The 23,826-nt window shown below is 43.2% G+C and carries 20 protein-coding genes, 1 tRNA gene, 1 other RNA gene and 1 pseudogene; 6 read left to right on the top strand and 17 right to left on the bottom strand.

Annotated elements, in window-relative coordinates; translation table 11 throughout:
• Positions 1-177: 177 nt before the first annotated feature.
• The 3 genes from LI074_RS11175 to LI074_RS11165 are packed head-to-tail and all read right to left on the bottom strand — an operon-like array spanning position 178 to position 5,243.
• The gene (locus LI074_RS11175) at positions 178-2,346 is read right to left on the bottom strand and encodes an RNA degradosome polyphosphate kinase (RefSeq protein WP_173698194.1); all 2,169 of its coding nucleotides are present in this window, start codon (positions 2,344-2,346) and stop codon (positions 178-180) included.
• Positions 2,347-2,360: 14 nt separating this feature from the next.
• Positions 2,361-3,899, bottom strand: coding sequence for a Ppx/GppA phosphatase family protein (locus tag LI074_RS11170; protein ID WP_173698193.1), 1,539 nt, complete (start codon positions 3,897-3,899; stop codon positions 2,361-2,363).
• A 36-nt stretch (positions 3,900-3,935) separates the two neighbouring features.
• Positions 3,936-5,243: an ATP-binding protein gene (locus tag LI074_RS11165; protein ID WP_173698192.1), complete on the bottom strand. Its 1,308-nt coding sequence runs from the start codon at positions 5,241-5,243 to the stop codon at positions 3,936-3,938.
• A 97-nt stretch (positions 5,244-5,340) separates the two neighbouring features.
• Between LI074_RS11165 and LI074_RS18180 the strand changes: the two are divergent.
• Positions 5,341-5,409: pseudogene (locus tag LI074_RS18180) on the top strand (DUF6783 domain-containing protein); the annotation flags it as partial.
• A 19-nt stretch (positions 5,410-5,428) separates the two neighbouring features.
• On the opposite strand, the gene pheA reads toward LI074_RS18180, so the two are convergent.
• Both pheA and LI074_RS11155 read right to left on the bottom strand, forming a co-directional pair.
• On the bottom strand, positions 5,429-6,559 hold the full coding sequence (pheA, locus tag LI074_RS11160; RefSeq protein WP_008707620.1) for a prephenate dehydratase: 1,131 nt from the start codon (positions 6,557-6,559) through the stop codon (positions 5,429-5,431).
• 21 nt (positions 6,560-6,580) lie between these two features.
• Positions 6,581-7,864: a bifunctional folylpolyglutamate synthase/dihydrofolate synthase gene (locus LI074_RS11155; RefSeq protein WP_173698191.1), complete on the bottom strand. Its 1,284-nt coding sequence runs from the start codon at positions 7,862-7,864 to the stop codon at positions 6,581-6,583.
• A 165-nt stretch (positions 7,865-8,029) separates the two neighbouring features.
• On the opposite strand from LI074_RS11155, the gene LI074_RS11150 reads away from it, so the two are divergent.
• The 3 genes from LI074_RS11150 (at position 8,030) to LI074_RS11140 (ending at position 9,849) form a co-directional block, all read left to right on the top strand.
• Positions 8,030-8,416: a putative ABC transporter permease gene (locus LI074_RS11150; RefSeq protein ID WP_008707623.1), complete on the top strand. Its 387-nt coding sequence runs from the start codon at positions 8,030-8,032 to the stop codon at positions 8,414-8,416.
• Positions 8,417-8,494: 78 nt separating this feature from the next.
• Entirely contained in the window at positions 8,495-9,418 is a 924-nt protein-coding gene (pyrB, locus tag LI074_RS11145) for an aspartate carbamoyltransferase (RefSeq protein WP_020993668.1), read from the top strand.
• Entirely contained in the window at positions 9,412-9,849 is a 438-nt protein-coding gene (locus tag LI074_RS11140) for an aspartate carbamoyltransferase regulatory subunit (protein WP_008707627.1), read from the top strand. Before pyrB ends, LI074_RS11140 begins: the two co-directional genes overlap by 7 nt.
• Positions 9,850-9,900: 51 nt before the next feature.
• Here the strand turns inward: LI074_RS11140 and rnpB are convergent.
• The 7 genes from rnpB to LI074_RS11105 form a co-directional block, all read right to left on the bottom strand.
• Positions 9,901-10,251, bottom strand: an RNA gene (rnpB, locus tag LI074_RS11135) — RNase P RNA component class A.
• Between the two features lie 370 nt (positions 10,252-10,621).
• On the bottom strand, positions 10,622-12,289 hold the full coding sequence (locus LI074_RS11130) for a nucleoside kinase (protein WP_008707628.1): 1,668 nt from the start codon (positions 12,287-12,289) through the stop codon (positions 10,622-10,624).
• Positions 12,290-12,558: 269 nt separating this feature from the next.
• Positions 12,559-13,341 carry a Nif3-like dinuclear metal center hexameric protein gene (locus tag LI074_RS11125; protein ID WP_008707629.1) on the bottom strand — a complete coding sequence of 261 codons (783 nt, stop codon included), beginning with the start codon at positions 13,339-13,341 and terminating at the stop codon, positions 12,559-12,561.
• Entirely contained in the window at positions 13,328-14,035 is a 708-nt protein-coding gene (locus LI074_RS11120; protein ID WP_008707630.1) for a tRNA (adenine(22)-N(1))-methyltransferase, read from the bottom strand. Before LI074_RS11120 ends, LI074_RS11125 begins: the two co-directional genes overlap by 14 nt.
• A gap of 10 nt (positions 14,036-14,045) precedes the next feature.
• Complete coding sequence (gene rpoD, locus LI074_RS11115; RefSeq protein WP_008707631.1) at positions 14,046-15,173, bottom strand: RNA polymerase sigma factor RpoD; 1,128 nt, start codon at positions 15,171-15,173, stop codon at positions 14,046-14,048.
• 39 nt (positions 15,174-15,212) lie between these two features.
• Positions 15,213-17,009, bottom strand: a complete 1,797-nt coding sequence (dnaG, locus tag LI074_RS11110) for a DNA primase (protein WP_055053826.1) — start codon at positions 17,007-17,009, stop codon at positions 15,213-15,215.
• A gap of 23 nt (positions 17,010-17,032) precedes the next feature.
• Positions 17,033-18,040 carry a deoxyguanosinetriphosphate triphosphohydrolase gene (locus LI074_RS11105; RefSeq protein ID WP_118338782.1) on the bottom strand — a complete coding sequence of 336 codons (1,008 nt, stop codon included), beginning with the start codon at positions 18,038-18,040 and terminating at the stop codon, positions 17,033-17,035.
• Between the two features lie 197 nt (positions 18,041-18,237).
• On the opposite strand from LI074_RS11105, the gene LI074_RS11100 reads away from it, so the two are divergent.
• Positions 18,238-18,322: transfer RNA gene (locus tag LI074_RS11100), tRNA-Leu, on the top strand.
• Positions 18,323-18,459: 137 nt separating this feature from the next.
• Positions 18,460-19,728: a peptidoglycan-binding protein gene (locus LI074_RS11095; RefSeq protein WP_173698190.1), complete on the top strand. Its 1,269-nt coding sequence runs from the start codon at positions 18,460-18,462 to the stop codon at positions 19,726-19,728.
• A gap of 116 nt (positions 19,729-19,844) precedes the next feature.
• On the opposite strand, the gene LI074_RS11090 is transcribed toward LI074_RS11095, so the two are convergent.
• The 5 genes from LI074_RS11090 to LI074_RS11075 all read right to left on the bottom strand — a co-directional run bounded on the left by LI074_RS11090 (position 19,845) and on the right by LI074_RS11075 (position 23,651).
• A complete protein-coding gene (locus LI074_RS11090) occupies positions 19,845-19,967 on the bottom strand; it encodes a PD-(D/E)XK nuclease domain-containing protein (protein ID WP_242857138.1) in 123 nt (40 codons plus the stop codon).
• A 90-nt stretch (positions 19,968-20,057) separates the two neighbouring features.
• On the bottom strand, positions 20,058-20,198 hold the full coding sequence (locus LI074_RS18175; protein WP_420314074.1) for a hypothetical protein: 141 nt from the start codon (positions 20,196-20,198) through the stop codon (positions 20,058-20,060).
• The gene (locus tag LI074_RS11085) at positions 20,147-20,518 is read right to left on the bottom strand and encodes a flavoprotein (protein ID WP_330598614.1); all 372 of its coding nucleotides are present in this window, start codon (positions 20,516-20,518) and stop codon (positions 20,147-20,149) included. The genes LI074_RS18175 and LI074_RS11085 overlap by 52 nt, the downstream gene beginning before the upstream one ends.
• Before the next feature lie 396 nt (positions 20,519-20,914).
• Complete coding sequence (locus LI074_RS11080) at positions 20,915-22,621, bottom strand: AAA family ATPase (protein WP_022380716.1); 1,707 nt, start codon at positions 22,619-22,621, stop codon at positions 20,915-20,917.
• A 337-nt stretch (positions 22,622-22,958) separates the two neighbouring features.
• Complete coding sequence (locus tag LI074_RS11075; protein ID WP_055060131.1) at positions 22,959-23,651, bottom strand: hypothetical protein; 693 nt, start codon at positions 23,649-23,651, stop codon at positions 22,959-22,961.
• Positions 23,652-23,826: the final 175 nt, after the last annotated feature.

The raw sequence follows: 23,826 nt of genomic DNA, 5'->3' as shown, positions 1-23,826 counted from the left end.
TCATAGTTTTATAAATACTTACGATTTCTGCTTTTTGCTAAAGTTAATGACATTGTGTATTTACGCGGCTTTTACCACAAAAAAGGGGTATTTTTTGTCCCAGAGAAGAAATGCCATGGCAGCTCCACCGCTTTCCATGGCATTTCCCAGTTATTTATTTCTGTTTCTGACTGTTTCTTATTCCTCTATATCCTCCGCAGGCTCTGCCGGAATGAATACGCGGGATTTCTTTTCTTCGTGTTTATGAAGTGCTGCTTTCTCAGTTGCCTCAATACAGAATTCCATCTGAGAGTTAATCTGGGCTTTGCCTCGTTTATCCGGCTTCACATAAGTTCCATCCGGCTGCAGGATATGAGCTTTTACATTATCCTTAAACTCCAGATCAAGTACATGCTCCAGCTCTTTCTTAATCTTCTCATCTTCCACAGGGAAAACAATCTCTACCCTGCGGTCAAGGTTACGCGGCATCCAGTCCGCACTTCCCATATAGATTTCCGGATTTCCGCCGTTTTCAAAATAGAAAATACGGCTATGCTCCAAAAATTCTCCTACAATAGAACGGACATGAATATTCTCACTGATTCCCGGCACTCCTACTTTCAGACAACAGATACCCCTTACCAGAAGCTCCACCTGAACTCCGCAGGAAGATGCATAATACAATCCTGCAATAATCTTCGGATCACAGAGAGAATTCATCTTTGCGCGGATCAACGCCGGAAGTCCTTTCTTCGCATTCTCTGCCTCACGTTCGATCAGGCTTAAGAATCTGTCTTTCATCCAGATTGGTGCTACGATCAGCTTATTCCAGCTCTTCGGTTCAGAATATCCGGAAAGCATGTTAAATACTGCTGTTGCATCTTCACCGAAACGTTCATCGCAGGTAAAGATACCACAGTCTGTATAGAGTTTTGCAGTGGAATCATTGTAGTTTCCGGTTGCCAGATGCACATAACGGCGAATTCCTGTCTCTTCCCTGCGCACAACCAGTGTGATCTTACTGTGTGTCTTAAGGCCTACCAGCCCATAGATTACATGACATCCTGCTTTCTCCAGTTTCTTCGCCCATACAATATTATTCTCTTCATCAAAACGGGCTTTCAGCTCTACCAGTACGGAAACCTGCTTGCCATTCTCTGCTGCCTGTGCAAGAGCAGCAATGATCGGTGAATTGCCGCTGACACGATACAGAGTCTGTTTAATAGCCAGAACATCCGGATCCTTTGCTGACTGACGCACGAAATTTACAACAGGATTGAAACTCATATAAGGATGATGCAGAAATACATCGCCCTCACGTATCACCTGAAAAATATCCTTCTCATTCTGAAATTCCGGTACAGGTGCCGGCTGATACCTCGGTGTCTTATAAGCGTCAAAACCATCTGTGCCATATACTTTCATAAGCATGGTAAGATCCAGAGGTCCGTTTATCTCAAAAATATCTGCCTCTTTGATATCAAATTCCGTCTTCAGGATCTTCAGCAGACGTTCATCCATCTTATCCTCTACTTCCAGACGGATAACCTCACCCCACTGACGTTTCTTTAACTGACGCTGGATCTCCACCAGCAGATCCTCTGCCTCATCTTCATCAATAGTAAGATCCGCATTACGCATAATACGGTAAGGATGGGCACATATCACATCATAACTCAGGAAAAGTTTGTCAATATTTCTTTCAATAATCTCTTCCAGCAGGATCACTGTGGTATCTCCATCCTTCTTTGACGGAATCTGCACCACCCTTGGAAGCACAGACGGAACCTGCACTGTAGCAAACAGAAGTTCTCCTGTTTTATCCTTTTTGTTGAGTTTATCACTCTTCTCCTTCTTGGAGATCAGAGCACCGATATTTAATGTCTTGTTTCTGATCAACGGAAACGGTCTGGAAGAATCCATCGCCATCGGTGTAAGTACCGGATATACATTATCCTCAAAGTATCTGTCTACAAATACACTCTGTGCTTCTGTAAGATTCTCATGGGCTGCCACCAGGTGCATTCCGGCTTTCTCAAGCGCAGGGATCAGAGAACGGTTCAGTGTATTATACTGTACATGAACCAGTTCATGGGTACGGACACTGATTTCTTTTAACTGCTCCTTGGCTGTCATTCCTGCAATGTCTGTTTTATGATATCCTGCATGTACCTGATCCTTAAGAGACGCCACACGCACCATAAAGAATTCATCCAGATTGGATGCAGTAATGCTTAAGAACTTCAGTCTGTCAAACAAAGGAAGATTTTTATCTCTTGCTTCACTCAGAACACGCTCATCAAATTTGAGCCAGCTCAGCTCGCGATTCACGAAATATTCTTTCTTTTCAAATTTTTCAAAGTCCATAAGTTCATCCTCCTTTACGCTCTGCCCTTGCGTCTGAGAACCAGACGAATGCCAAATACTTCTTCAAAAAATGCCTCTTTATCTTTCAGCAGTCCCAGTTCCAGGGAAATGTCCTGTGCAGAATCCACGATCATCTGCAGTTCTCTGTCTTTGAGCACTGCTTTGATTCCTTTTACTTTCTGATAATGACTTCTGTCCATGGCATTTGCCAGGCGAAGGATTGCAGTCATCTTTGCCACCTTGATATAGCTCTCTCTGTCAATAGCGATTCCCATACTGTAAAGTTCATCATAATAAACAAACGCAGAATTATTGAATCTGACCGCACATGCGATCATCTGGCGTTCCAGAAAGGACAGCCCAATGATATCTGTAGACATAATGATCTGATAGGAACACTCGGAAACCTTTTCCATACTGATATATTTGCCACAGTCATGAAGCAGTGCCGCAATCTGCAATAACAGACGTTCTCTTGCTCCCATACCATGAACTTTCTTCATACTGTCAAAGATATTCAGGCAAAGATTCATAGTTCCCTGGATATGGCTCTTACTGCTGGAATAGCGTTTTGCAATGTTCTTTGATGTAACCAGAATGTCATTCTCAAAATTGTGGACACTTTTGAGAAATTTTTTCTTCTCTGCAAAATCATAGGCAATTCCATCCAGCAGGGAAACACCTGGTGCCCAGAGAGACTCTGCATTGAAAATATCAATAAAATTTCTGCACACTACCATGGTCGGCACAACAAGGGATGCATATTCCGGATCAATCTCCATCTCCTGTGCCAGCAGGTCAACAGATTTTCCAACTGTATCCTCATAGCGTTTCATAAATTCTTCCCTTGTAATGATCCTGTCTTCCATTTCCTCCTGGAAGATCATATCTGTAATAAAATCTCCCATCAGGATCACATTCCTGATCTCCTTATCCTTCAGATACAGACGCTGAAAGCTCATCAGGTCATTTCGGATAAATTCCTCAACCAGCTTGTCATAATGAATGGTTGTTTTCTCCAGTTCCTGCAGACGCTGGCGGATTCTTAAACTTCCCATTTTAAGTCCCTGGGTAGTGACCAGGGCATCCTTGTCAAAGAGTGAAACCTGAAGGCTGCCGCCGCCCACATCCAGGATCGCGGTGCCTTTCTGGATCATCTTTTTGAATCCCTTTTCTATGGCAGCAATTGATTTGTACCCAAGGAAATGCTGTTCTGCACTGCTTAATATTTCTATTTTCATTCCTGTACGCTGATAGATCTGTTCAATGATCAGCAGCGGATTCACAAGTTCCCTGAATGCACTGGTGCCGCAGACACGATACTCTTCCACCCCAAAGTCCTGCATCAGCCTCTTAAAGTCATTCAGCACCTCACATAAAACATTCAGCATTTCTGAGTCAATCTTTCCGTCAGAATAGACACCCTTTCCGATTTCCAGACTGTATCTGACATCATTCAGTTCACGAAAACCAATTCTTTTTGACATCTCAAAGATCTTCATGCTGACTTCATAAGATCCGATATCAATGGCTGCAAATGTCATGACTGCCATATGCGTTCCCCCTTTACCATTCATCTATTTGCTTTTTTATTCCTTCTCCACACCCAGCAGATGGTCGATAAACTGCTGTGCAGTTCGTCCTGTAAGTCCTCCATGGGAAAGCTCCCACTTATTTGCTTCCAGAAGCAATTCGTCCTCCGGCATGGTAATTCCGTTTCTCTCTGCGAGAGCTTTCACAATTGTCTGGAATTCTTTTTTGCTCGGTGCACCATAATAAATACGGACACCAAAACGATAAACCAGTGAAAGCTTCTCCTGCACTGTATCGGAGGAATGCAGATCGTCATCATCCATGATCTCCAGCTTGTCACTGGATTTCTCTCTTACCAGATGTCTTCTGTTACTTGTTGCATAGATCAGGATATTGTCCGGCTTCTTCTCCAGACCACCCTCGATCACTGCCTTCAGATATTTATATTCGATTTCAAATTCCTCGAATGACAGATCATCCATATAGATAATGAATTTATAGTTTCTGTTCTTGATCTGGGCGATCACATCATTCAGATCCTGAAACTGATGCTTATACACCTCGATAATACGAAGTCCCTCATCATAATAACGGTTCAGGATTCCCTTGATACTTGAGGATTTACCTGTACCCGCATCACCAAAAAGCAGACAGTTGTTTGCCTTTCTGCCTCTTACGAAAGCTTCTGTATTCTCGATCAGTTTCTGCTTCGGGATTTCATATCCGACTAGGTCTTCCAGTTTCACATGAGCGATCCTTGTGATCGGCTGGATCTCCACATTATCATTCTCATCATGGCCTACACGAAAGGCCTTATGTAATCCCAGCTTACCCACACCAAAATCCTTATAAAACTGTACCATATCCTTCATGAATTCCTCTGTGGACTCCGCTGCTGCCAGCGTTTTGCTCAGATTACAGATACGGTCTCTGATACGGGAATTAAACATCTTGCTGTTACTTCCGGTGTTGGTATAATCACCGAGAACCTTACAGCAGGAAATTCCAAATGCCTCATCCAGTACAGTCAGGTCAAAGTCATACAGTTCTTTAAACACACCGAAATCATTCAGTGCCAGTTCATTAATACTTCCGTTGACAGCCCCTCTGATCTCACAGGCTGTACTGAATGCATTTTCATTATTTACCAGAAGAAATGTCAGATAACAGTGCCATAAATTTCCGGAAAAGCCATAAGCGCCGGCAGTTTCCACCAGTCCGTTGGCACACTCAAAGAACAGCCCTTCCTTTTCTTTCAGATCAGGTGCTTTCTGTTCCCAGGCATTCATCAGTTCTGCCATTTTATCAAGGATTTCTCCATGTTCAAAGTCACGGTATAAGATGCATTCATTTAATCTAGCCATTTTTATTACTTCCTTCTTACCTTGTTGTTTTATCTTATTGTTCTGCTGTGAGTGGTATAATTATTTCGAAAACGATGTACCAGAGTGTGTTTGAAAAATGCTTTACGCAAAATATACCGCAAAGTGGGACGTGCAGATTGTGGAAATGATTTTTCAAACACGCTCTGGCATTATGGAAATGATTTTTAATAATTTCCCAAAATTCTCATTCTGTCAGCTTCTGCCTCAATTCCTCTCAGGGCATTCTTCACTGCACTGTCCTTTAAATTTCCCTCGAAATCAACAAAAAAACGGTACTGCCAGTTCTTCCCTGTGATCGGGCGGGATTCAATCTTCGTCATATTCAGTCCATTATAAATAATGTGAGACAACATATTGTAAAGAGTTCCGCTCTCATGATGCAGTTCAAAGAAAATACTGATCTTATGTGCATCCTTCACATAGATCGGTTTCTTACTCACGATCACAAAACGTGTGGCATTCTGTCCGTTATAGCAGATATTCTCAGCCAGGATCTTCAGTCCGTAAAGCTCTCCTGCCTGTCTGCTGGCAATAGCTGCCTGCGTCTTGTCATTGTCTTCTTTTATCTTCTTGGCAGAACCGGCAGTATTTTCCATCTCTTTCTTCTTCCAGTCCGGATGAGATTCCAGATATTTTCCACACTGGGAAAGTGCCTGAGGATGAGAACATACCTGTCTGATATCCTCCAGTTCAGCATCCGGCAGTCCCAGAAGTACATGCTCCGGACGGATGATCTGTTCTCCTACAATGCTAAGCTCATACTCTGTAAGAAGATCATAAATATCAGCAACAATACCGGCAGTTGTATTCTCAATGGGAAGTACCGCATAGTCTGCTCTTCCCTCCACAACTGCTTCCATTGCATCGCGCCAGGTTTTTACATGAAAGCTCTCAATATCGTCCTGGAAATATTCCCTCATTGCAGCATAACTGTATGCACCTTCCACACCCTGAAAGACAACTCTTACATCTTTCAACGGAAGTGCATCTACCATTTCCAGTTTCTCATCATCCTCGATTCCATGCTCTGTGAGAAGCTGATACTGTCTCTTACGGCTGATCGCCATGATCTGCTGAAAAAGCTCCTGCGCACCAAGCTGATTAAATTCTCCATGTGCCTTACCTCTCAGGACCTCCAGCTTCTGTCTCTCTCTTTCCGGATCCAGAACCTTCTTTCCTGTTCGTATCTTATATTCTGCAACATCCTCACACACCTTCATTCTCTGTTCAAAAAGACGTATGATATCGCTGTCGATCTTATCTATTTCATTTCTGCATTCCTGTAAATCTATCATTTATGTTGTACCTTTTTACTTTCACAAATTCTCTACAATGTCAGTCATCTCTCCGATAAAGGAAAGAGAGCCAAAGGCAATGATCACATCCTGTTCCCCGGCAAGTGAAAAAGCCTCCTCCACTGCATCTTTAATCGTATCCATTGCCTGTACATTGGGATTGTATTCACTGACAGTCTTCGCCAGCTCTCCGGCAGGCAGCGCCCTTATATTATTCGGAGTCTGGATCGTAAGTATCCGGTCTGCAAAGTGCGCAGTTTTCTGAATCACACTTCTGTAATCCTTATCTGCAAACACTCCCATAATATAGATGATCCGTTTTCCCTTAAAATAATGCTCTATTGAAGCTGCCATCATATCCGCAGCAGCAGGATTATGAGCCCCGTCTACCACAAACAGCGGTTTTTTACAGATAACTGTAAACCGTCCGTTCCAGTTTACTGTGCGAAGCCCTTCTTTTTTCTGCTCCGCAGCAGTGGGAAAGCCCAGCTCATCCAATACTTTTAAAGCATTCAGCGCAACTACTGCATTTTCCTTCTGATAAACACCTGCCAGCGGAATCTCATACTCTTCACCCCTGTACCGGATTGTCTGTCCAAGGCAGCTTTCCTTTAACATCTCTGCCTCAGAAGCATCTGCTATGGTACATTTTGCACCATGTTCTCTGCTGATTCTCTCGATCACCTGCATTGCTTCCGGCTTCTGTCTGGCAGTCACCACTCTGCAGCCGTCTTTGATGATCCCGGCTTTCTTCTCTGCGATCTGTGCCAGAGTATTTCCAAGAAAAGACATATGATCCATACTGATCGATACCAGCACTGCCAGCAGCGTATTCTTAATAATATTTGTGGCGTCCAGATTTCCGCCCATTCCCACTTCCAGCAAAACGAGATCACAATTCTCTTTTTTAAAGAACAGAAATGCCACCGCAGTCTCTATTTCAAATGCAGTGGGATGGGGATAACCATCCTTTGTCATAGCAGCAATAACATCAGACACCTGTGTAATATAAGCAGCAAAGTCCTCTCTGCTGATCCTGCTTCCCGAAACTTCCATCCTGCCTCTGTAAGAATACAGGGTAGGCGAAACATATCTTCCAATGCGATATCTCGCACCTGATAAAGCAGAATACAAAAAAGCAATGACAGAACCCTTGCCATTGGTACCGGCTACATGCACATATTTCAGATCATCCTGTGGATTTCCAAGACGTTTCATCAGCTCACGCATATGCTCCAGTCCCAGGACACTGGGAATTTCCCGGGTGATTTTGTCTATGTACTCCCGGCTTTCCTGATAATTCATAATAAACTCCTCTTATTTCCATGAGATCCCCTCCACACGTTCCTTTTGCGCATAAGGCACCTCATTGCTATAGTGTAATAACGTGTTCTCATTATATCCTACGTGTATGTTTTTTTCAAGGCAGGCAATACTAGAATCATAGAAATTTATACAGGAGCGTTACCTATGAAAAAAGCTTTCATTCTCTGCGGTCTGACGGGCTGGTGCATGGAAATCCTCTGGACCGGACTGCATTCCATCCTTTCAGGAGAACTTACCATGACAGGAAAAACTTCCCTTTTAATGTTTCCCATTTACGGATGCGGTGCCATCATCCGCCCGCTCTCCGGTAAACTTTCTGCTGTCCCGCTTTTTGTCCGCGGCTGCATTTATACTGTCGGATTTTTCTTCGTGGAATTTATCAGCGGTGCTCTTTTGCGCTGTTTTCATATGTGTCCCTGGGACTACAGCAACACTCCCCTGAATTACCGGGGACTGATAAGACCGGACTACGCTCCCCTCTGGTTCGGAGCCGGACTTTTTTTTGAGAAAATACTTGGAAAACTCTCTTGAAAAAAGCACCTGATTATTATATGATGTTATGAAGGATTAAATAAAAATTCCTGAACCAGTAAAATATGGAGGTATGAAATGAGACACTTAATGAGTCCGCTGGATCTGTCTGTTGATGAGTTAAATACTCTTCTTGACTTGGCCAGCGATATTGAGAAACACCCTGATAAATACGCACATGTCTGTGACGACAAGAGACTTGCAACTTTATTCTATGAGCCAAGCACCCGTACCCGTCTCAGCTTTGAAGCTGCTATGATGAACCTTGGCGGTAAAGTTCTTGGTTTTTCATCAGCTGATTCCAGTTCCGCTTCAAAGGGTGAAAGTGTTGCCGATACAATCCGCGTTGTATCCTGTTACGCTGACATCTGTGCTATGCGTCACCCGAAAGAAGGTGCTCCGTTAGTAGCTTCTATGGCTTCTTCTATTCCTGTTATCAACGCCGGCGACGGTGGTCATCAACATCCTACCCAGACATTAACCGACTTACTTACCATCCGTTCCCTGAAAGGACGTCTGGACAATCTGACCATTGGTCTGTGCGGCGACCTGAAATTCGGACGTACAGTTCACTCCCTGATCGAAGCACTTGTACGTTACACAAATGTAAAATTCATTCTGATCTCACCGGAAGAGCTTCGCATCCCAAGCTATATCCGCGAGGATGTTCTGAAAAAGAACAATATCGAATTTCAGGAAGTAGAGAGACTGGAAGATGCCTTACCGGATCTTGATATCCTCTACATGACACGTGTACAGAAAGAACGTTTCTTCAACGAAGAAGACTATGTCCGCATGAAGGATTTCTACATTCTGGACAAACAGAAAATGGAACTTGCAAAAAAAGACATGTACATTCTTCATCCGCTTCCACGTGTAAATGAAATCTCAACAGAGGTGGATGCAGACCCGAGAGCAGCTTATTTCAAACAGGCACAGTACGGTGTATATGTACGTATGGCCCTGATTCTCACATTACTGGAGGTAAAATTACCATGTTAAATGTTGGAGCACTTCGCGAAGGTTATGTATTAGACCATATCAAAGCAGGCAAGGCCATGACTATCTATCATGATCTGAAGCTTGATAAACTTGACTGCACCGTTGCCATCATCAAGAACGCGCGCAGCAACAAAATGGGTAAGAAAGATATCATCAAGGTTGAATGCCCGGTTGAGAATCTTGATCTTGACATTCTCGGCTTTATCGATCATAACATTACTGTAAACGTAATCAAGGACGAGAAGATCGTTGCCAAAAAAGAACTGAAACTTCCGAATCAGGTTGTCAACGTGATCAAATGCAAGAATCCACGCTGCATCACTTCCATTGAACAGGGACTCGACCAGATCTTTGTTCTTGCAGATAAAGAGAAAGAAGTTTACAGATGTAAATACTGCGAAGAGAAATATACAGGTAAACGCAATAAATAATAAAACAAATATCAAAAAAACAGAACGGAAGAAATCCGTTCTGTTTTTTTGTACGCAATCAGACCGATAAGCCGGGTTATGTCATTGGGTAATCATCTGTCTAGGCCTTACGTTGCCATAAGGCTCAAGCGACCCACCTGAAAGCACGACGGGCAGCCGTATCGCTTTCTATTCGGTCTTGCTTCGAATGGAGTTTACATGTGCCCGGCCTGTTACCAGGACGGCGGTAGTCTCTTACACTGCCTTTCCACCCTTACCTCAGCAAGTGAGGCGGTTTATTTCTGTTGCACTGGTCTGGGAGTCACCTCCACCGGACGTTATCCGGCATCCTGCCCTGCGAAGCCCGGACTTTCCTCGTCTGAACCCTTTCGTCTGTTCAGCCGCGATTACCTGGCCTGGTTGCGCAAGTGCTATTCTAGCACGTTTTTTTGCACTTGTAAAGAAATTTCATTCATTACTGTTCACTCCGTTCTCAGTAACGTTGCCAAAATTCATTTCAAATTGCCTGCGGCAATGGAATTTTGGCTTGTATGTCTCGGGATTTTGGCATATTCATGCCAAAACACCTCGCGGGATAGTGGCGTGTGAACAGTAACTTTCATTCTAGTACATCGTTTTCGAAATAACTATACCACTCACTTGTCTGCGAATCCGATTGCACAGGTCTAAAAGCCTCAGCGTAGCCCGCTACGCCTGCGTTTTTATACCAGCACACTCGAATCCGCATCCTACGCGATTGGTATAGTTATTTACGAAACGCTGTACTAGTATTTTACACATTAAAGCAGCTTCCACCGATAAATTCTCTTAAAATCGAATTATTCGGTACTGCCTCGCTTGGCACCGGAACAAAATATTCAAAGAACTTCAGCAGCCTCTTCGCCTCTGTATACTCTGGTTCGTCCTTGGCAATCCCAAACAAAAGCGGTTCCGCATATACTTTCAGACATGCCAGTTCATAGATCAGCGCAGAATTAAACATTACATCTGCATCCTCCTGGAACGGAAAGATATTCTGTTCTTCACCTCTGCGCACAGACGGCCATCTTGCAATTGTCTCTTTTGCGGAAGTCCCTCTGGTGCGGGCATCTCTTACAATTCTGCGAATCAGACGGCCATCCGTAGTAGGAATCCTGTTATGTTCATCAATATTCAGCTGAGTCAGAGCGCTGAGATAAATCTTAAATTTGCTCTCCTTTGGCAGCGCATAGCTGAGCCTGTCATTCAATCCATGAATTCCCTCGATCACCAGAATATCGTCTTTATCCAGCTGCAGAAAATCACCTTTATATTCTCTGGTTCCTGTTTTGAAATTGAAAACCGGCATCTCTACCCTTTTTCCTTCCAAAAGCTCAAGCATATCTTTATTAAACTGCTCCACATCAATCGCTTCCAGACACTCAAAATTCTTTTCCCCAAACTCATCTACAGGAGTCAGGTGCCTGTCAATGAAATAATTATCCACTGCGATCGGATGCGGTTTCATTCCATGGGCAGCCAGCTGAATAGACAGCCTGTGTGAAAACGTAGTCTTTCCGGAAGAAGACGGACCTGCGATCATAACAAACTTCTTGTTTCCGGCTGCGGCAATCTCAGATGCGATTTCCGAAATCTTTGCCTCCTGCATAGCTTCCTGGATCAGCAAAATATCCTGGATACCGCCTCTGGTAACCTTTTCATTCAGATCACCAACTGTCGCAATATCCAGTTTATCTCCCCATTCCTGAGATTCCTTCTGCACACGAAAAATCTTCTCCCTCGGTTTAAATTCAGGTATCCGGTCCGGTTCATTCTGAGTCGGAAGCTGCAGTACGAAACCACCCTCATACAAAAACAGATCAAACGTCTTAATATATCCCGTATGGTTCGCCATAAAACCGTAGAAATAATCCTCAAAACTTCCAATACTGTAAAGATTCACCGCAGAGCTTCTGCGGTAATTAAACAGCTTCTCTTTGTCATACATATGATGCTTATGAAAAAGTGCAACTGCCTCACTAGTGCTTACGCTTCGCTTTACAATGGGAAGATTCTCGTCCACGATCCTGTGCATCTGCGCCTTTACCTTATCAATAAATTCCTGATCCAGCGCCATAGGTCCTTTCATTGTAAAATAATAGCCGCTGCCTACAGAATAATGGATCATTACACTGTCTATATTTTCCTGCCCTGCCACATCATAAATTGCTTTCAGAAGAATCAGACTTGCACTTCTGCAATAAGTTTTGTGTCCGATCGGATCTTTGGATGTCACAAATTCAATCTCACAGTCTGCCTTGAGATGCTTATGCAGTTCTCTCAGCCTGCCATTTACGATCACCAGCATTACAGGTGCATCCGTACTTCCTTCGTATTCCTTTACAATCTCACTGTAAGGAATCTTCTCAGGATATTGTTTTGTTATTCCCTGTATCGTAACGTTATACATTTTCTGTCCCATAAATCCTGCCTCCATTTCTGCTATACCGACAAGTAAATACAGTTATCAGATTGTTACTGTTCACTCCGTTCTCAGTAACGTAGCCAAAATTCATTCCAGATTGCCTGCGGCAATAGAATTTTGGCTTGTATGTCTCGGGATTTTGGCATATTCATACCAAAACACCTCGCGGGATAGTGGTGTATGAACAGTAACATCGGCTCCGCTGCCAACAGGCAGATCAGCCAATTTTCATTTATAATTTCATTATTATATGGTAAGAACCCGTATCACAGAATCGTGTACGGGCTCTTTACCTCTGCACAGGAGATTTTCAGTTCCGGAAATGCCTGTGTCAGTTCTTTTTTCATTGCATCCATAAAAATATATTCTGTTCCATAGTGTCCGGCGTCGATCAGCGCCAGTCCCTGCGCAACCGTATCAATTCCTGTATGGTGGTCGATATCACCGGTCACATACACATCCGCACCGGCCTTAATGACATCCTTGATCATGCTCTTGCCTGATCCTGTACATACAGCAGCACATTTTACCATGCTGTCCAGATTCCCATAAACCTTTACATCATTTAACTTCAGAGACTCTTTGACAAGCTGTGCATACTCTCTCAGCGTCATTTCCCGGGGAAGTTTCCCAACTCTGCCAAAACCCTGTACTTCTCCCTCTCTCTCTTCAGTTACGGAAAGGACTGTGGTATCATGCATCTTCGTATAGTCTGCACTCAGATCTGCCATACCCAGCACATCATAATTGGTATGCATCGCATAATAAACAATTCCTTTCTGTATCAGCGTAAGGATCTTTCTTCCTGTAAAGCTGTGATTATTGATCTTCTTAATTCCGGAAAAGATCATGGGATGATGGGTAATGATCATATCTGCCCCATCCTCTATGGCCTCAGCCAGTGTTTCCTCTGTCAGATCCAGAGCCAGAAACACGTGGCTGATCTCATTTGTATCATCTCCTGCGAGAAGTCCTACGTTATCCCAGTCCTCTGCTGCATCTGACGGGTACTTCTTCTCCAGCCAGGAGGTCAGTTCATATGCCTTCATATTCCTCTAAAGCAGCAATAACTGCCTGCTTTTCCTCCTCTATCTCGCCCGCACGCTTCTCTGCATTGGGCGCATTCTTTAATCTGTCAAGAATCTCATTGCGGATGCGAAGCTCTCTTTCCAGATACTCCCGCAGAACAGGATGCTTTCTTTCCAGAAGCATTCCTCCAAACCACTCATCTAAAGTATAAGGAGTATCTTCTGAAATATGCATCTTTTCTCCATGAATTACCTTCATCATAGGATAAAACTTGCCATCCTCCAGAACCATCTCCTCCTCTGTGATCTGCCAGCCGATTTTTCTGACAAATCTGCGAAAATGGGGGATATCTGACTGAGGCTGCAGGATCATTTCCCGAAAGCTCTCCCTGACCTCTGCCCCGTCAGTAAGAATCCTCTCCATGAGAGGGCCGCCCATTCCTGCGATCACAAGAGTGTCGCCCTCTCCCGGTTTCAAAGCCTCAAGTCCGTCTGAAAGCCGGGTTTCTATGTATGCGTCCAGTCCATACTGAGAAATATGTTCCTGCGCTCTGGACAACGGGCCTTTTCTTACATCCATGGCAATCGCACCCGGAATCTTTCCATCCAGATAAAGCGAAACCGGCAGGTATCCATGATCGCATCCCACATCCACAAGTCTGTTTCCCCTGGTCACCAGGCCTGCTATTGCAGACAAACGTAATGAAAGCTGCATAACAGGCTCCTTAGTCCAGATAATCCTTCAGTTTACGGCTGCGGCTCGGATGACGAAGCTTGCGGAGCGCCTTTGCCTCAATCTGACGGATACGTTCTCTTGTTACATTAAATTCCTTACCAACTTCCTCCAGAGTTCTGGCACGTCCATCGTCCAGGCCAAAACGCAGGCGCAATACTTTCTGCTCTCTGTCTGTCAATGTGCTCAGAACCTCTACCAGCTGCTCTTTCAGCAAAGTAAATGCTGCTGCATCTGCAGGTACAGGTACATTGTCATCCTGAATAAAGTCTCCAAGGTGGCTGTCCTCTTCCTCACCGATAGGTGTCTCCAGAGATACAGGCTCCTGGGAGATCTTAAGGATCTCACGTACACGCTCTACAGACATATCCATCTCTTTTGCAATTTCTTCCGGCGTAGGTTCACGTCCAAGCTCCTGCAGTAACTGACGGGAAACGCGGATCAGTTTGTTAATAGTCTCAACCATATGCACCGGAATACGGATGGTACGTGCCTGGTCTGCGATTGCTCTGGTGATCGCCTGACGGATCCACCATGTAGCATAGGTACTGAATTTATAACCCTTGCGGTAATCAAATTTCTCAACCGCTTTGATCAGACCTAAGTTACCTTCCTGGATCAGGTCAAGGAAAAGCATTCCACGTCCCACATATCTCTTTGCAATGCTGACAACAAGACGAAGGTTTGCTTCTGCCAGACGTTTCTTGGCAGCCTCATCCCCATTCTCCATTCTCTTTGCAAGTTCGATTTCCTCTTCTGCTGAAAGAAGCGGAACCTTACCAATTTCCTTCAGATACATACGTACCGGATCCTCGATGCTTACACCTTCAGGAACAGAAAGATCGATCTTGTCAAGCTCAATCTCTTCTTCATCCAGCTTATCAATGTCTGCATCGTCATCATCCAGGATCATATCATCTGCATTACTGTCTGTAATCCTAAGCACATCCACTCCACTGGCTTCCAGAAAGTCAAATACTTTCTCCATCTGTTCAACTCCCAGTGGCTGGTCCTTAAAGAAGTCATTGATTTCCTGGTATTCCAGTACATTCTTTTTCTTTTTGGCAAGCTCCAGAAGTTCTACCAGTTTTTCACTGAATTTACCCATATTCATTTCCATATGTGCTCTATACCTCCATATAGTGTTTATATTTTATCCTTATTCAAAAGAAATATGCAGCTGCTGCCGCTTTCTTCCAAGCTCTTCCAGTTCTTTCTTTGCTTTTACAAGTTCCTGCAGTCCCTGTATATCTGTGGGATCCCAGGTTCTGTTTCTCTCTTTCAGACTCTCATCCTTAATCCTGATCACAGCATCCGAGAAAGCCCGGTTCTGTTCCTCCGGAGTCTCCAGATGGATCGTTGCATTAAAAAGAGATGAAACCTCTCTCTGCTCTTCACTGTCAATGAAAGCATTCATCAGCCTTGCAGGATTCACATCGCCATCCCTGTGCTGCTGGTAAAGCATCTCTGCCACCTGCCTGTACAGAGGAACCACGAAATCTGAAGGCTGGATATATTTTTCCACTGTGTCAAATATGCCCGGATAAGTTACCAGCCAGGTAAGCATCAGCTTCTGTGCTTTCTCTGCTGCACTCTCCTTCTTCTTTTGCTGACCTGCTCCCACAGGTTTAGGCTGAATTCTCTGCTCTGCCGGAGTTCCCTTCATTGCAAGAGCTCCGACTCTCTTTTTCAGATTCTCCACACTAATCCCACTGCTTCTGTAATCCTTTACGATTGCTTCTATATAAAGATTTCTCTCCAGTTCATCGGAAAGCTCCAGAAGCATCTGCGCACACCGCTCAAAGAAACGGTTCTGTCCCTGGGGTTCCTCCATTGGAAATTCCCGCTCTGCCATATGTACGCGGAACATAAAGCTGTCCATAGCCTGCTCCAGACGTTTTTCAAACTCTTCCGCTCCAAGTGCCTTGATAAATTCATCCGGATCTTTATGTGGCTTAAGATTTACCACCCTCGAAGAAACACCTGCTTCCCTCAGGATCGGAATGGCACGAAGGGCAGCCCTCACGCCTGCATCATCACTGTCATACAGAAGCAATACCTCCTGGGTGTAACGCTTCAGCAGACTTGCATGTCCGGAAGTAAGTGCCGTTCCCAGCGATGCCACCGCATTGGTAAACCCTGCCTGATGCATGGATATCACATCCATATATCCTTCACACAGGATCAAATAATTTTTTCTCGTGGTTCTTGCAACATTCAGCCCGTACAGATTCCGGCTTTTATCAAAGATCGTAGTCTCCGGCGAGTTCAGGTACTTCGGCTTTCCGTCACCCATCACTCTGCCTCCAAATCCGATCACGCGGTTATTCACATCCATGATCGGGAAAATAACCCTGTTCCAGAACTTGTCATACATTCCCCTGCGTTCATCCACATTGAACAGGCCGGAATCCCGCAGCAGTTCGTCACTGTAATTCTTTGACTTCAGATATTTGTACAGATCGTCACTGTACTTATCCGAATATCCCAGGCCAAACTTCCTGATCGTCTCCTCACTGAGTCCTCTGCCTGTCAGATATTCATGTGCCTGTCTGCCACTCTCACGACGCAGCTGATAATAGAAATATCCTGCTGCAAGCTTATTGATCTCCAGAAGGGCAGCCCGACGTTCTGCTTTCTTCTTTGCTTCTCCGGAATATTCAATCTTCGGAAGCTGCACCCCTGCCCTGTCTGCCAGATGCTTCAGTGCCTCCCCAAAGGTATAATTCTCATATTCCATCACAAAATTAAATACATTCCCGCCTGCTCCGCATCCGAAGCAGTAATACATCTGCTTCGCCGGTGTTACCGAAAAAGAGGGCGTTTTCTCATTATGAAACGGACAAAGTCCAAAATAGGTACTTCCTCTTTTGTTCAGCTTCACATACTGGGATACAACATCTACAATATCATTCTTCATCCTGACTTCTTCAATGATATCGTCTGAATAACGCATGCTTCGTCCTCCTTCTTGATCGATTAATAGACTTCCCATGCTTTTGGTATGTAAATCTCCCGGAATTTCCTTATAGAATACTGGTCTGTCATTCCTGAGAGATAGTCACATACTGCCTGTTCCTTCTTCTCTCCACGCACGATCAGCTCCCTGTATTCTTTTGACATTGCTTCCGGGTGTTCGACATAATATTCATATAACTCCGTCAGCATCTTCACTACCTTTTCCTCTTCCTTATGGGCTGCCGGATTCTCATATACATTCTGAAACATGAGAGCCCGCAGATCCATCATTGCCTCGTAGATCTCTGCTGACATCTTTATGGTATCCTGCTCAAGACTGTTCTCTATCACATCATGAACAAATGTATTGAGCCGCTCTCTGGTTGTATAGCCGAGCAGCATCCGAAGCGTGACTGGAATATCATCCTCAGAAATAATCCCCGCCCGCTGTGCATCATCCATATCATGATGAATATAGGCGATCTTGTCCGAAAGTCTTACTACCTGTCCTTCGAGAGTAGACGGATTCCCACTGGTTCTGTGATTCAGGATACCATCCCGGACCTCCCATGTGAGATTCAACCCTTCGCCGTTCTTCTCCAGTACCTGTGCAACCCTGACGCTCTGTTTATAGTGGGCAAAGCCATCCGGATTCACTGCATCAAGAGCCCTCTCACCTGCATGTCCAAAGGGAGTATGTCCCAGGTCATGTCCAAGTGCGATCGCTTCTACAAGATCTTCATTCAGTCTCAGTGCCTTCGCTATTGTTCTGGCAATCTGTGATACCTCAAGAGTATGTGTCAGTCTGGTCCTGTAATGGTCACCCTGGGGCGCCACAAAAACCTGTGTCTTATCCTTCATCCTGCGAAAAGCTTTACTATGAAGGATCCTGTCCCTGTCTCTCTGATAGACAGTCCGTACATCGCATTCTTCCTCCTGCCGCTCTCTGCCTCTGGAACAAAGACTCAAAGCAGCATAAGGACTGAGCATCTTTTGTTCACGCTGTTCCATGCTTTCTCTGATATTCATAAGCGATACCTCCACAAGCTGACAAAATACCTCTTATTAATTATATTCTACATAAAATTTCAAATTCCTCTTTTTTTCAAAAAAAAATTGAAATTTTTTTATATTTTTTTCAAAAAGGTGTTGACATTAGCTTTTACATTTGATATAGTATCACTTGTCGCGAGGGAGAGCAAAAGAATCCCAAAGAAATGCGATATGCGGAAGTGTCGGAACTGGCAGACGAGCAAGACTAAGGATCTTGTGAGCATTGCGCTCGTGTGGGTTCAAGTCCCATCTTCCGCATTTAAAGAATGAGGAACTATGAGAAGTCATGGTGCCTTATTTTTTTATTCTTTTTTCTACAATAATTCTTTTCTCAGGTAACCATTTTCCGGTCCCCTGCATAATTTATCAGGAAAGCATTATCTACAGGAGCTTGTATGGCTTTTTATCATATGCAGATGCAGCAGGAAAATATAGATACAGGACAATATCAGGTTACCGTATCAGACCGGCTGAACAATCGTCCCATAGAAAACGCACGCGTCAGAATCTCCTACACAGGAGCACCCGACAGTACCATTGAAGAAGTGGCAACAGATTCCTCCGGACGCACTCCTGTTATCGAACTTAAGGCTCCACCTCTGGAATACAGTATGGAACCGGTTGAACAACAGCCCTACTCAGAATATACCATTCAGATCGAAGCAGAAGGATTTGAACCAAAAGAAATCGCAGGAAGCCAGGTATTGGCAGATACTTTATCCAGACAGCCAACAACGCTGAATGTCATGGAATCCGGCGAAACTTTCCAGAGAATTGTAATTCCTCCGCATACATTGTTCTATGAATATCCTCCCAAAATCGAAGAAGCCGAGATAAAACCAATAAACGAAAACGGCGAAATCGTATTAAGCAAGGTCGTTGTCCCTGAATATATAGTAGTACACGATGGGCCTGTCAACGATTCCGCTGCAGGCAATTATTATGTACGCTACAAAGATTACATCAAAAATGTAGCCAGCAGCGAAATCTATGCCACCTGGCCCGACGACACCATCCGGGCAAACATTCTGGCTATCATGTCTTTTACTCTGAACAGGGTTTATACGGAATGGTACCGGAACAAAGGTTATGACTTTACGATCACTTCCTCCACTGCCTATGATCACAAATGGATCTATGGCAGGAATATCTTTGCCAGCATTGACCGCATTGTAGATGAACTGTTTGAGAATTATCTTTCCAGACCAAATGTACGTCAGCCAATCCTTACCCAGTACTGTGACGGCAAACAGGTACAATGCCGAAACAGAGGCTGGATGACACAATGGGGAAGCAAGGCACTGGGCGATCAGGGATACTCTGCCATTGAAATCCTACGGACTTTTTACGGAAATGATATGTATATCAATGTGGCGGAAGCAATCTCCGGGATTCCCTCCTCCTGGCCGGGATATGATCTGGATATCGGTGCATCCGGAAATAAGGTAAGACAGATTCAGGAACAGTTAAACACAATCGCAGAAGCTTATCCTGCTGTCCCTGTTGTTACCGCAGATGGAATTTACGGACCTGAGACCCAAAATTCCGTCAGGATTTTCCAGAGCATTTTCGGTCTGGACCAGACAGGGATCGTAGATTATCCAACCTGGTATAAAATCCAGGAGATCTATGTGGCAGTCAGCAGGATTGCTGAGTTGCGTTAGGGTTGTAGCAAAGCAGACAAAATATGCGCATCAGCCTGCAAAGAACTGATGCGCAAGAATATATCACCTATCCCTTTCCCTTTTCAGATATCATCTTTTTAAGATTACCTCATTCCTTATAAATTTTCGACAACTACCTTGCATTTCTTCTTACAAAAAGCAATTCCATATGCCAGAATATCATTTCTGTCCTCATTACGAAGCCGTTCATCATAACGCAGCTCCCGAATCTGGTTCATTGCTTTTTCACAGGCTTTTTCCAGTCCGACATAAACTCCTGATTTCGTTATCTGAAAAAATTATAGCACCATTGTATTTCTATGTTTCTCTTATACGTTTTGACTATATTTTGTCTTCCGTAATTGCAGTTCTTGTTCTAAGTTTTCGAGCAGTTGATCTAATATCCGGATTACTTCCATCAACTGTTCCTTTTCCAGATTATCATAATATACTCCTGCCAACACAGACACCGGTTGTTTGACAAGTTCCCATATCTGCTCAGCCCATTTTCTGGTAATGATATCTTCTTCCGGCGTTCTTTCAAGGTTATATCTGCTGCCCGTAAAACGAGATTATCACTGTACCCGCTTACGATTCCCGCCAGAGTTTTCATACTGCATGGAATCACGATCATTCCCATCGTACGGTAGCTTCCACTCGCCGGACCTGCACCGATGTTATAGTTATCATATACCTCGTCCGCAAGAGCATATAGCTGTTCCAATGTATAATCTGTCTCCTGTTCCAGCGTCATTTCCGCACCTTTTGTCACGATCAGATGTGTCTCTATTATTTCTTTATACTGCTACAGTTGTTTCAGCAATTCTATTGTAAGGGGCGCTCCAGAAGCCCCACTCATACCGATGATAAGTCTCTTTCTCATTTTTCTTCCTTTCCTGACTTTTCCGTTCATATTAAAGTATGTTTAAAAAATTTTCCAACAATTTGCACAAATTATACCCGTTCGTTTCCTATTTCCTTCGCAATTCTTCTTTTCACATGGATTATTCCAACAAGGAATACGTACGAAAGAATCCTGTCCAAAAGACTGTTACATCACAGAAACATTGCAGAATAATCTTCTATGATATAAAAAGCTCCCCTCAGTATCACAAATAATAATCACTGAGAGGAGCTGTAATTTCAGAACAGCAGAGCTGTTTTCTTATTAAGATATCTTCTTAGATTAAGAATTTTCTTTCCCAATCTTAACTTTACAATGTTTCCGATAACAGGCAATGCCATAATTTACAATATTCTTCATCCCGTCACTCTTTAACCTTGCAGCATACTGACGTTGTTCAATCTGTTTCAGAGCTTCTGTACAAGCTGCCTCCATTCTGTCTTCCTGAGCATATTTCATCTCGATCACCACTCCGACACGATTCTCCGGAACTTCCAGTAAAATATCACAATAACCTTCACCAGATTCTATATTCGACCAGACAGCCCAGTTCTCCATATGACTTAGCAGCCCCAGCAAAACTCCATGATAAAAATTTTCTTTTCTTCCCTTAACTGCCGTATCCCGAATACTGATTGTATTCCATAAATAGTCGTTAAACAAATCTTCTATCGTTTCTGCATCTCCATCTGGAAAAGCCATGCATAATTTATCAAGCTTCTTTACATCCTCAGATGACTTTTCCTGAAACCATTCCCTGATCTGAAGTTCAAACAATTCTTTAATTTCTCTGTTAGGAATTGCCAGACGTAACTTTCTGCTGTCTATTCTTTCACGTTGTGTTAAATACCCTGTTGTAAAAAGTATACTCCAAAGATTCTCAATGGATTTATCCAGTTCATTATATGTCAGTTCCTGTTTTATTTCTTTTATAACCGTTTCTCCCGAAATCAGGTTTTCGATTTCATCTCTCGTCTGTTTATTCGCTTTATCTATAAAACGACTCACAATGCTGTTGCTGCTGGTATTAGACCAGAAATCTTCTGGTATCGCATCAGGATCTGCACATAAATTTCTGCAATAACTGATCACGTCCCAGGGACAATACACTGCTTTCTTTCCAAACTGATAACCATCATACCATTCCCTGATTGTTTCATGGTAGTCAGAAAGCCCAAAATATTTCAGCATTTCTGCGACCTCATCATCTGTAAATCCAAAGAACTCATCAAACTGTACACTCGTAATCGAAAAAACATTAAAATTGTTTAATCCTGTAAAAATGCTTTCCTTCGCAATTCTCAGGCATCCCGTAAGTACTGCAAAAAACAGGCTCGAATTTGTCTTCAAAACATTTCCAAACATGTTTCTGATCAAAGATACCATCTCGTCATAATATCCATACTGGAACGCTTTATCTAATGGCACATCATACTCATCAATCAAAAGAACCGCTTTTTTTCCATAATGTTTCTCCAGTAATACAGTTAATATAAGCAGCGCCTTCTCCATTGTGGCATCAGACATTTTGAAATCGCCATGATCATCAACGACAGTCAATGCTTTATAAGAGTTTTTTTCTTCCTCTGTAAGGCGGCTGCTCTCTGCCAGAGCACTAAGTCTCCACGCCTCCATTCCCAGAGTATTCTTCAGCGATTTCCGGGCTGACTCAAAATTTAATCCCTCCACATTCTTCAATGTAAGCGAAATTACCGGAAACTTTCCCATATATTCTTCACACAGTTCTTTTTCACGGGATACCTTCAGTCCATTAAACAGCGATTTATCACATCCGATTTCCAGAAATGACTGCAGCATATTCATATTCAGAGATTTTCCAAAACGGCGAGGACGTGTAAACAGATTCACTTCTCCCCAGTTATGAAGAAGTTCTGTTATCATTTCTGTTTTATCCACATAGTAAAAATTATGCCGGATTATTTTTTCAAAACTATCTATTCCAATTGGCAGTTTCTTTCTGTTCCGCATATTTTTCATCCTCCTTCATTACCAGATTTTGCAAGTCAAACGGATATTCGCAATCCGCATTCGGTTAAAAAATTCCCCGAAAAACAGCTTCCCTGATTTTAGATAATGATAACATGAAACATTTGTAACGTAAAGCAGGAGTTACTGCCACTTCGAGCCCGACTAAGCCAGAAATAATAACAGCAATTTTTATTTCAGACAGGAATTATTTATGCTAAAATATACCTAATTATAACAATTCCGACGTAATTTCCTAAGCATAACAAAACAGCAGCCATTGCGGTACTGTTTAGAGTATCTCACAATGGCTGCCTGTCTGATATCACAATTTCATTTGTTATTTCTTATACCAGAATTTCTTACATTTCACCAGTACCTTTCCATCCGGAGCATCTGTCATCATTCCAATTTTGAACCTGTAATTTTTTGTCTTTCCGGCCGGAATATTTACATTGTAGGTTTTGGTCGGTGTTGCAGTTTCATCCAGTGGTATCTCAAAATACATCGTTACCTTTGTAATCGTATAACTGGAAGTGTTCTGCATACGGGCAGTTATATACAGCTCTCCTGTGTTCGGATTGTACTCATATCCCTTGTAGCTGACTTTGAGCTGGTTTAGCTTAGGTGTCGCTGACTTATACCAGAACGATAAGCATTTTACCTTCGGCGCTTTATATGGCTGCTGAGTCATTTTTCCAATATAAACCGTCTTATTCACTGTCTTTCCGGGATTGATCGTTACACTGAAGGTCTGGGTTATGGTTCCATCCTCCATAATAGGTATCTCATATCCCATCTTCACTTTTGTAATCGTGTAACTCGAAGTATTTTTCAGACTCAGCTTCAGATATAACTTTGCTGTATCATTGTCATATTCGAATCCTCTGTAGGTTACTTTAAGCTGTTTGGCAGTTGGCTTGGCAGCAGCCGATGCTACCCTTGGGAAAAATAAAAGTGCTGCAAATGCCGCCAGAAGAAAAAATGCCAGATAGCTTCTGCTTTTTCTTACAAATCGTTCTTTCATACTCATAAAAATCTCCTCCTCCCTGATACGCTGTTATAGTTTCAGACAAATATCAGGAAATACTTTTGGTACACCTGATACTTTGCTCAGTTTTTTATATATTTACAATACAATATCAGGAAGAAATTTTCTATTAACTATTGGTTAGTTTTTTATAAGCGCCATTACAGTCATCTATAAT

The sequence above is a fragment of the Blautia sp. MSK18_10 genome, assembly GCF_020553185.1.
Taxonomy (GTDB): Bacteria; Bacillota; Clostridia; order Lachnospirales; family Lachnospiraceae; genus Blautia_A; species Blautia_A wexlerae.
The sequence above is the reverse complement of the archived record's forward strand: the minus strand, read 5'-3'. Positions and strand labels throughout refer to the sequence as shown.